The organism is Microcoleus sp. B6-A1 (genome assembly GCF_036705085.1).
GTDB lineage: Bacteria > Cyanobacteriota > Cyanobacteriia > Cyanobacteriales > Microcoleaceae > Microcoleus.
Map to the genome: position 1 here is coordinate 32,018 of NZ_JAUBTU010000016.1, position 11,052 is coordinate 43,069.

Genomic DNA, 11,052 nt, shown 5'->3' on the forward strand with positions numbered 1-11,052 from the left:
ACTCCCACGGAAACTCCGACTCCCACGGAAACTCCGACTCCCACGGAAACTCCGACTCCCACGGAAACTCCGACTCCCACGGAAACTCCGACTCCAACCGGAACTCCGACTCCAACCGGAACTCCGACTCCAACCGGAACTCCGACTCCAACCGGAACTCCAACTCCCACCGGAACTCCAACTCCAACTCCAACCGGAACTCCGACTCCCACGGAAACTCCAACTCCAACCGGAACTCCAACTCCGACTCCCACGGAAACTCCAACTCCAACCGGAACTCCAACTCCAACTCCCACCGGAACTCCAACTCCCACCGGAACTCCAACTCCCACGGGAACTCCGACTCCAACCGGAACTCCGACTCCAACCGGAACTCCAACTCCGACTCCCACGGAAACTCCAACTCCGACTCCCACGGGAACTCCGACTCCAACCGGAACTCCAACTCCGACTCCCACGGGAACTCCGACTCCCACGGGAACTCCGACTCCCACGGGAACTCCAACTCCAACCGGAACTCCGACTCCCACGGAAACTCCAACTCCCACGGGAACTCCGACTCCCACGGGAACTCCGACTCCAACCGGAACTCCGACTCCCACGGAAACTCCAACTCCCACGGGAACTCCAACTCCCACGGGAACTCCGACTCCCACGGAAACTCCAACTCCCACGGGAACTCCGACTCCCACGGGAACTCCGACTCCCACCGGAACTCCGACTCCCACCGGAACTCCGACTCCCACCGGAACTCCGACTCCGACTCCAACCGGAACTCCGACTCCGACTCCCACGGGAACTCCGACTCCAACCGGAACTCCGACTCCGACTCCAACCGGAACTCCGACTCCGACTCCAACGGGAACTCCGACTCCCACGGGAACTCCGACTCCCACGGGAACTCCGACTCCCACGGGAACTCCGACTCCCACGGGAACTCCGACTCCCACGGAAACTCCAACTCCCACGGGAACTCCTGTTGACTCTGACAGCGTTCAAGGGGGCGATACCGATTGCATTTGCGAACAGATTACCCTACCCGCGATCGGTTCGATTCCGGGCCCGAATTCTGTCGATCGCACTTTCAATGGCACTGACGGCGACGACTTCCTCATCGGCAGCAATCTCAACGACGTTATCAGCGGTTTCAACGGCGACGACGTTCTGCTGGGCGAAAAAGGCAACGACAATATTTACGGGGCACTGCCCAGCAATATCCCCCTTGGCCCGAATGCAGACAAAGACTTGCTGTTTGGCGGCAATGGCAATGATTACCTCAACGGCGCCGGCAGCGACGATCGCATTTTCGGGGGTAAGGGCGATGATGTGGCCATCGGCGGCAAAGACGATGACTTGATTGGGGGCGACAAAGGCAATGACACTCTCGTTGGAGCTCAGGGTAACGACTGCTTGTTTGGAGGCAGTTTTGACCCGTTTAGCCCTGACTCGACTGGACGCGATTTGCTCTTTGGCGGTGCTGGCAACGACTTCTTGAATGGGGGAGATGCTGCGGATACTCTAAGCGGCGGCGAGGGCAATGATACTGTTTATGGGGGCAAGGGCAATGATGTTGTGGTGGGGGGTACTGGCAACGATCTGCTGTTGGGCGGTCGCGGCAGTGATAGCATTTGTGGCGACGATGGGGACGATACTATTTTCGGAGACAGTGCGATCGACTTTAACGGCGAGCCAGATTCCGTGTGCGGTGGTGCTGGCAATGATTTGATGTTGGGCAACGGCGGTAGTGACAAACTATGTGGCGAGGAGGGTAACGATACTCTCTATGGCGGTAAAGGCGACGATTGTTTGGTTGGGGGTTTGGGCAATGATATTCTCAGCGGTGGCATTGGGCGCGATCGCTTTGTTTTAACAGCAGGTGAAGACAGCGATGTAATTACTGATTTCACAAAAGGTGAAGATTTGCTGGTGTTAGCGGGGGGTCTAACTTTTGGTCAACTTAGTATTACCCAAAACGCTAATGCAGCTTTCATCAGGATTGGTGAAAACGGTCAATTGTTGGCTGCTTTGAATGGAGTGCAAGCTAGTGCGATCGGTCTGAATGATTTTACCATCTTCGGGTAAGCACAAATTAATTAACTAAGGTGCGTACTCCGCACCTTAGTTAATTATGTAGGGTTCACAGCGCGTAGCTTGCCGCTATGAGTAGTGTATCAAATCACTTTTTGCGTCCGGGAGTGCGATCGACAATAATCCAAGCTTTTGCTTGACACTGCTCAGCACTCCCGGTATTATTTTAGTAATAAAAATGACTTAAAGAAGCCACTGTACGGAGAAACTACTGACAGTGTATTTACGTAAATAAAAATTAAATGTAAAAAAATTGATATAGCCTTTCTCAGTAACATGAGGTGCACGCTTGATAAGCGGCCTCCGTGGGCATAGGGCATAGGGCATAGGGCATAGGGCATACCTCACTTTATTGAGAACTGCTGTAGTAGTTGGCAGCTAATACATAATCATCTCAAATTTAGGTGCATCTAGATGGGACAGATAATTATTAACGAATTCCGGCGGAACGGGCAATTCCTGGGGAATGAGTATGTGGAACTGCTGTTGACGGAAGATATAACAACAGCTCAACTTCAAAGTTTTTTTGTAGGCGACTCAAGCAGTACAACAGCACAGAAACTTTCTGCTTATCAGTTCAGGAACATGGCGAGTATTGCTCCTGTCTTCAAGGCAGGAACCATAATTGCGATCGGCGGTTCAGGTGTCATTCCTACTGATGATATTACCTACAACCCCGTTGCCGGCGGAAATGATGCTGATTGGAACATTCAATTGCTGATAAATAACGCTGCTGGCGGTACTTATCTCAATAATGTCTTAGTCGGAACTAACGGTTTTGGCGGGGATTTTGCAGCCTCAGATATTGTTTGGGTAGATACTAGTAGTGCGGGAATTACTTCTGTTAATTCCCTCGCCTGGCCGACGACTGGGTTAGGGGTATTTGGGAGTGCAGCTAAGGTGCAAATTCCAGCACCACCCAACGGGGGTAATGTTGAGTTTTCCAGCGCTATTGGCGGCATCAACAGAACTGCTAGTTATACTATAGATAGTCCCGGCTCCTTGGGTTTGCCCAACGGCGGAATTAACAGTATTTATATTAACAGCCTCCGCAACCGACCGGTTAACATTGCTCCGAATTTGGTAACTCCTAATGTTAATCCGCCGATCGCAATTAATGAAAATATACCCAGCGTCGCTAACACAGGGTTTAGTATTTTTAACATCACTAGCGAGTTAGGCGGTGACGCTAATGGCGATCCTTTGGGTGTTGCAGTCACCGCTGCAGACAATACTAACGGTAACTGGCAATTTTCAACAGATGGCAATACTTGGACAAATTTCGGCACAGTGTCGGAAAGTTCAGCAACAGTGCTCGGCCCGACTCCTCTTTATAATGGCTTACTTGGTAACACTCCCAGTTCTCAAAATTGGCTGTCTTTGACTAACTCAAATCTTGCTTCTCCTACCGCTACAGCTTCAGAATTTTTTAGCGGTAATGGAGTTAATTTAAACAGCACTGCGGACAATAGAATTTATGCTGGCTATACAAATAATCCTTTAAATCCGTCATTTTCCCCGCTCGATCGCACTACAGGCTTTAGCTTGTCTTTTAATCTCCAAATTATCTCGGAATCCCGCACTAATCAAGATCGGGCAGGTTTTAGCATTGTTGCCGTTACTAGCGATCGCAAAGCCATTGAAATCGGTTTCCAGCGGCTATCTGAAAACTCTGGCAATATCTTCGCACAAGGCGACGGCATTACTCCCAACCCAGGCGGACAAACAAACGGCTTATTTGTTGCAGCAGAGAATGTTGCTTATAACACCAATATTGCTACTAACTACACTCTCAGAGTTCAAGGTAACAAATACTTTCTTTCCGATGGCAGCGCTATCATACTAACCGGCCCGCTGCGCGATTATTCAGGATTTAGCGACCAGATAGATCCTTACGAAACTCCTAATTTTCTATTCCTCGGTGACGGCACTACCTCGGCGCAAGCTAACATCAACCTGACGCGGGTTTCCCTGCAAACGCCTGCGAAAGTTCGGTTTGTACCCAACCAAGACTATTACAGTACCGCTGGAAGCAAACCAACAATTACTTTTCGGGCGTGGGATGGAAGTAACGGAGTTGCCAGCGGTACTGCGGGCGTCAATGCTTCAGTTACTGGGGGAACAACGCCGTTTAGCACTAATAGTTTAACAAGTTCGATCGCAGTTAATCCAGTCAACAATCCACCTTCGTTTGTCAAAGGAGTCGATCGCACTCTCAGCAGCAATTCGGGGCCACAAATCATACCTGGATGGGCGACTGCGATTTCTCCAGGCCCGGCCAACGAATCGGGACAAACTGTGGCTTTTCAAGTGGTAGGAAATGATAATGCTGCTTTGTTTAGTTTACAACCTGCGATCGACTCAGCGGGGACGCTAACCTTTACACCGGTGCCGGGGGCGATCGGCAGTGCTAATATCACTCTAAACCTGAGAGATAATGGCGGTAGAGATAACGAAGGACTCGATACTTCTCACACCCAATCGTTCATTATCAACCTCACCAATCCAGGCACATTTAACTTTAGTGCCGCAAATTACAGCGTTAATGAAAACGGTCAGTTTGCCACAATTACCGTTACTCGCAGAGATGCTAATGTGGCTGCTGCTGTCAGTTACACTACAAGTAATGGCACTGCTAATGCTGGTAGTGACTATAACCAGACATCGGGAACCTTAAATTTTGACATTGGCGAAAGTGTTCAAACTTTCACGATTTCAATTGTGGATGATTCCCAAATAGAACAGGATGAAACTGTTAATTTAACTCTGACCAATCCCACTAACAAAGCAGATTTAGGAGCAATTTCTAGTGCTGTTTTGACTATTGTAGATACAACTCCAACTCCAACTCCGACGCCTGCGGAAACTCCAACTCCGACGCCAACTCCGACGCCTGCGGAAACTCCGACTCCGACTCCAACTCCAACTCCTGCGGAAACTCCAACTCCGACTCCAACTCCGACTCCAACTCCGACGCCTGCGGAAACTCCAACTCCGACGCCGACTCCGACGCCTGCGGAAACTCCAATTCCGACACCGACGCCAACTCCTGCGGAAACTCCAATTCCGACACCGACGCCAATTCCGACGCCGACGCCTGCGGAAACTCCAACTCCGACTCCAACTCCGACGCCTGCGGAAACTCCAATTCCGACACCGACGCCAATTCCAACTCCGACGCCTGCGGAAACTCCAATTCCGACACCGACGCCAATTCCGACGCCGACGCCTGCGGAAACTCCAACGCCTGCGGAAACTCCGACGCCAATTCCGACTCCGACGCCTGCGGAAATTCCAACTCCGACGCCAATTCCAATTCCGACTCCGACGCCTGCGGAAACTCCGACGCCAATTCCGACTCCGACACCCATTCCGACGCCAATTCCGACTGCGACGCCAATTCCGACACCAATTCCGACGCCTGCGGAAATTCCAACTCCGACGCCAATTCCGACGCCAATTCCGACGCCAATTCCAACTCCGACGCCAATTCCTGCGGAAACTCCCATTCCGACTCCGACGCCTGCGGAAACTCCAATTCCGACGCCAATTCCGACGCCAATTCCGACTGCGACACCAATTCCGACACCGACGCCAATTTCTGCGGAAACTCCGACGCCTGGGGAAACTCCAACTCCGACTCCGACTCCAATTCTGATATCTGCGGAAAGTCCAATTCCGACGGCTAAACCTGGGGAAACGCCGATCGCCAATCAGAATTCGATCGCCCAAACCACATCTCCAACAACAGAAACCCCCACACCGGCGCTAATTCCTGCTGCTTCGGAAGACTGTATGTGCGATCGAATCACTTTACCCGATCGCACTTCCATTCCCGGCCCGAATATCCCTGAAAATACCCTCAACGCTACTGACGGTAAAGATACTCTAACCGGCAGCGATATTAATGACATCATCAACGGTTTCAACGGCAGCGACTTGCTAAATGGCTTATTCGGCAACGACAATATTTACGGTGGTCTTGCTAGCCCAGTTACTGTTGGCGCGGATGCAGACAGCGACACCATATTTGGCAACGAAAATAACGACTATCTCGTCGGCCACGCTGGGAATGACATTATTTATGCGGGTAAAGATCATGATGTGGCGATCGCAGGCAAAGATAATGACGTAGTTTGGGGCGACAAAGGCAGCGATACCTTGCTTGCCGATGAAGGTAATGACAGTTTATTTGGCGGCACTTCTGATGCGTCTGACGGTGGCTTGACCGGAAAAGATTTGCTTTTTGGCAATAACGGCAACGACGTTTTGTACGGACAAGAAAGCGAAGATACTCTCAGCGGCGGCAAGGAAAATGATACCTTACATGGTGGCAAAGATAACGATATAATTTGCGGCGATTCGGGCAATGATTTGCTGTTTGGAGAGTTGGGAAATGACACCATCTGCGGCGGCGAGGGCGAGGATACGATTTTCGGAGATAGTGACAATATCGCGATGGATGCTACCAGTCAAAAAGATTATTTGTGCGGCGGTAGTGGCAATGATTTAATTTATGGCAATGAAGATGCCGATCAATTGTGCGGCGGTGACGGTAGCGATACTCTGTACGGGGGTGAGGGTGATGATACTTTGATTGGGGGAATTGGCGAGGACTGGTTGAGGGGAGACTTCGGAAACGATACGCTGCAAGGGGGAAGCGGGCGCGATTACTTTTTCTTGACTGCGGGAGAAGGCCGCGATGTCATCGCTGATTTTACGCAAGGTGAAGATTTATTAATTTTGACGGGAGGGTTAACGGTCGATCGACTCAGCATAGTTGAAGAAAACACTACAACTTTTATCAAAATTGCCAACACGGATCAAATCTTAGCTAGCCTAAAAGGTGTGCCAGCTAATCTCATCACTCAACAGGATTTTACAGTAATTGGACTACCTGATTTGTAGATAATATGGAATCCGGTTGTATCAGAATAATCGCTAATATCATGTCCGATCGATTAATCATAATATCCCGGTCGGCGCGGGTTTTTGAGATGTCAATTATTGGTAGGTATTGTTGGTGAGGGGAGTCCCTACAAAAATCGCGATCGCTCGACTGGACATGATATTATATCATGTCCGGTCAATTAACCATGATTTCTGTAGGGGCGGGTTCGCCAAGATATTGAATAGAAACCGGAAAATCTGTAAACCCGCCCCGGCCTTTAATCGCGATCGCTCGACCGGACATGATATGAGACATTACTTCAATCTTTCGTATAGCGTCAGCAAATAGTCATATTGCATTGATTTCTCCTCTCTAAAATTAATCCACGCTGCCTTCTGAAGGCAGGCTAGGGCGATCGGGAGGACTGTAGAGTCAAACACAATATTGGTAGTAGACTTGGGATTAAGTTAAAACTGTAGGGGACGCGCGCACCCTACAGTTTCTCGTTTTCAGGCTCGGCTTTGTATTTAAACCGGAACCAGAGTCGGTTCCAAAGTTGCCACTAATTTGAGATTGTACTCATATTCAAAACACGGCTTTTTATAATCCAAACTCCAGAGTTCCAGAGCGCAATTGTCTTCGGGATTGAGCGGCTGCAACCGTAAGTGAAACTCTCGAACTTCCGGGCGGTATTCGCATTTAAAATCAGAAATTGCGCCAATCTGCCGCCTGTCTAAAGCCACAGCTAACCGCAGAAAAGGATGCAACTTACTGACAACCTCCCGGTATTTTTTCGGAAGAACAATAAAGTTTTCGTGCTTCTTTTTAGGAGGATTTTTCCGGTGATAGCGAGCCAAATTGGCAATTACTTCAATCTCAGTTTCAGTGTAGCCCAATAACTCACCATTGCGAATTAAATAGTAAGAATGCTTGTGGTGCGCTGAATGACTGACGTACAAACCGCAGTTGTGCAGAATCGCGGCAGCCCACAGCAACTCGCGTTCTTCGCTTCCCCAATAGTGTAGAATTCCTTGAGTTTGGTCGAAGAAATTGAGCGCAAATGCTGCGGTTCTTTCGCTTTGTTCTAAATTGACTTGATATTTGTCAGCCATGTGGAGAATACTGCGCTGGCGGATGGAACCTTGATAGCGCAAGCGGTTTTCAATCAAACCGTGGCTAAGCATCCAGTCAACAATTACGCCTTCTCTCAGAGAGCGATCGCAAACAGTCAGCGATTCAATTCCTAATAGTATCATAGCTTCCTGCAAAATCATAGATCCTGCCAGAATAATTTCCGCCCGCTTGTCCGACATTCCCGGAATTGCCAACCTTTCGGCATAAGAAAGTTTGCGAAAACGATTGACTAAATCGCGCAAATCTTTTAAACTTAACTGATATCCAGCCAGCGGACTCGGCACTGTTCCCAACTTTTCGCGAGCGTTAATTGCAGCCAGAGTTTCGATGGTTCCAGCAGTGCCAATCAAGCGCAAAGGTTCGCCCTCATGGAATTGAGCTCGCAATTCGTCGATCGGTCTTTCCAGCGAAATACGAATATAAGCTTGCAAATAAGCAAACTCCTCCCTAGTAATCGGGTCTGTTTTGACAAATTGTCCTGTTAAGCGAACAGCACCAATTTTTGTACTGGTGAGACAGCGAGGCTCAGAACTGTCTCCTAAAATCAACTCCGTAGAACCGCCCCCGATATCAATAATTACCTGGGACTGATTGTTAAACTCCATACCCGAAAGAACACCGAGATAAATTCTCCGCGCTTCTTCTTGACCAGAAATTAAACTCACATTCAGGTCTAATTCTTCAGCAACTTGTTTGAGAAAATCCCGCCCGTTAGGGGCTTCCCGAACCGCACTGGTAGCCACAGCGATAATTTGTTCAGCATTGAAAGTTTTAGCAATATCTTGAAAACGGCGCAGAGTGGCGATCGCCCTTTCCATAACCTCGGACTTCAAGCATCCTGTCTTAACCTCACAATCGCCCAACCGAACCGTATCTTTTTCTCTAGCAATAATCGTAAACGCGGGCAATTTCGGATCGATCCGCGCCACCACCATGTGAAATGAGTTAGTACCCATATCAATAGCAGCAATAATGCGATTTGACTCCGCAGACGGAAGTGAATTAACCATTGGAGTATCGGGGTTGACAGATATTTATGATTATTTCACGAATCCAGTTAGGCATTCTATTAAATTAGCAAAAATCAGGAATTGCTGACTGGTCAAGACTTTTACCTGTTTTAAATTTCGGCAGAAGTGCGATCGCCAGCAGAGATAGTAAGTGATTGTGCCTAAAATTTGATAAAATTTAGAGTTAAAAATATCAAATCTAGAATTGAAATGCTTACACAGCCCGATCGCCAACCCGAATCCACATTGCTAACCGTCGTGAGGCTTTTGAGATGGGACAAACCAGCAGGAAGGCTCATTTTAATGATTCCAGCCCTCTGGGCCGTCTTTTTAGCAGCAGACGGGAGGCCGCCGACAGCATTGGTGGGCGTGATTGTGTTGGGTACCTTAGCCACGAGTGCGGCGGGATGCGTCATCAACGACTTGTGGGATCGCGATATTGATCCCGAAGTAGAAAGAACGCGATCGCGCCCCCTAGCATCCCGCGCCCTCACCGTGCAAACTGGAATAGGAGTTGCTTTAATTTCCTTTGCTTGCGCGGCGATTCTCGCTTTTTATCTCAATCCGTTAAGTTTCTGGCTGTGCGTCGCCGCCGTACCAGTAATTATCTGCTATCCGCTAGCAAAAAGATTCTTTCCCGTGCCGCAATTAGTGTTATCAATTGCCTGGGGTTTTGCCGTTTTAATTAGTTGGAGCGCCGCCGTTGACGAATTAGAATTAGCGACTTGGTTGCTGTGGGGTGCAGTCGTGTTGTGGACGATGGGATTTGATACAGTTTATGCGATGAGCGATCGGGAAGATGACTTGCGTTTGGGGGTGAATTCCAGCGCGATATTTTTCGGGGATAATGCCGCTAATGCTGTGGGGTTTTTCTTTGTTGGTACTGTCGGTTTGTTAGCGGCAATGGGAATTAATCTGCACTTGCACATTGGTTTTTGGATGGCAATTAGTGCGGCGGCAATTTTGTGGTTTTTGCAGTACAGTCAACTCCGAAATGCGGATGTTCTCAATCCGGTTTACGGTCAAATCTTTCGCCAAAATGTTTGGGTGGGATTTGTGATATTGGCGGGGATGATTGTTGGGGAGATTTTTTAGACTCCGCCTAGGTGAGTGGAGGATGATTTCTTCGCACCCGAAAATTTTGTCCTCTACTAATTTGAAAGCCATGATAAATCTCGTTTTTACCTGAATCTAGATCCCCCTAAATCCCCCTTAAGAAGGGGAGTAGGGGTTGACTTTGAGAAATTTCTTGTCCCCCCCTTCTTAAGGGGGGTTAGGGGGGATCGAAATCTAAGAGTCAAACAGAAGTCTCTGACTACATTTGACGTTAAGTTGACACCTATGGGCTCTTGGAGTGTCCCTACGGGCTGTGGCAAATGATAGCAATCTCACTGCTACTAATTGGTGGGAATTAATGGTAAATCGAAATATCCTTTGGGGGGAATTGATGTGTTTAAGTTGGCGGATGGGAGTGTGCCTTCTCAGGGTATTTTTCGGAAGATGGAAGGTTTGAGTTGGGCGATTCCTATTGATACTTTTCAGGAGTTGGTGAGTCATCTGAAGGCATGATTATTCTCAGTTTGTCGCTACGGTTCGGATAGTTTTTTCACGTTTTCAACAGATTGTTGATACCAAAAGCCTGTATCCCCTTGTTGCTTATACAAATCAGCGGCTTTTTGGTAATCTTGGATTGCACTCTGTTTGTCGTCAAGAGCAGATTTGAAAGTACCCCGATTGTAGTAGGCATTAGCATTGTTAGAATCAAGCTGAATAGCCCGATCGTAATCTGCGATCGCCTCTTGGTTTCTCCCTAGGGCACACTTGGCATTACCCCGATTGCTGTAGGCAGGAGCAAAGTTAGAATCAAGCTTAATAGCCCGATCGTAATCTGCGATCGCCTCTTGTTTTCTCCCTAGGGCAGATTTGGCA

5 protein-coding genes are annotated in these 11,052 nt (G+C 48.7%); 3 read left to right on the forward strand and 2 right to left on the reverse strand.

Annotated elements, in window-relative coordinates:
* Together QUB11_RS08005 and QUB11_RS08010 are read left to right on the forward strand one after the other, a co-directional pair.
* The coding region (locus QUB11_RS08005) for a calcium-binding protein (RefSeq protein ID WP_333257099.1) at nucleotides 1-2,082 on the forward strand (2,082 nt) is incomplete at its 5' end.
* A gap of 420 nt (nucleotides 2,083-2,502) precedes the next feature.
* Entirely contained in the window at nucleotides 2,503-6,996 is a 4,494-nt protein-coding gene (locus QUB11_RS08010; protein ID WP_333390236.1) for a choice-of-anchor Y domain-containing protein, read from the forward strand.
* A 510-nt stretch (nucleotides 6,997-7,506) separates the two neighbouring features.
* Here the strand turns inward: QUB11_RS08010 and QUB11_RS08015 are convergent.
* The gene (locus QUB11_RS08015) at nucleotides 7,507-9,123 is read right to left on the reverse strand and encodes a Ppx/GppA phosphatase family protein (RefSeq protein WP_333199548.1); all 1,617 of its coding nucleotides are present in this window, start codon (nucleotides 9,121-9,123) and stop codon (nucleotides 7,507-7,509) included.
* 210 nt (nucleotides 9,124-9,333) lie between these two features.
* Between QUB11_RS08015 and QUB11_RS08020 the strand changes: the two genes are divergently transcribed.
* Nucleotides 9,334-10,218 (forward strand): 4-hydroxybenzoate solanesyltransferase, encoded by an 885-nt coding sequence (locus QUB11_RS08020; RefSeq protein ID WP_333199546.1) that lies wholly within the window; start codon nucleotides 9,334-9,336, stop codon nucleotides 10,216-10,218.
* 491 nt (nucleotides 10,219-10,709) lie between these two features.
* On the opposite strand, the gene QUB11_RS08025 is transcribed toward QUB11_RS08020, so the two are convergent.
* A partial coding sequence (locus tag QUB11_RS08025; RefSeq protein ID WP_333257106.1) for a tetratricopeptide repeat protein occupies nucleotides 10,710-11,052 on the reverse strand: 343 nt, incomplete at its 5' end.

What these genes read in the sequence shown, in the direction of transcription:
- QUB11_RS08010 (WP_333390236.1), top strand. Translation starts at nt 2,503, where the DNA reads ATGGGACAGATAATTATTAACGAATTCCGGCGGAACGGGCAATTCCTG.
- QUB11_RS08020 (WP_333199546.1), top strand. Translation starts at nt 9,334, where the DNA reads ATGCTTACACAGCCCGATCGCCAACCCGAATCCACATTGCTAACCGTC.
- QUB11_RS08015 (WP_333199548.1), bottom strand. Translation starts at nt 9,123, where the DNA reads ATGGTTAATTCACTTCCGTCTGCGGAGTCAAATCGCATTATTGCTGCT.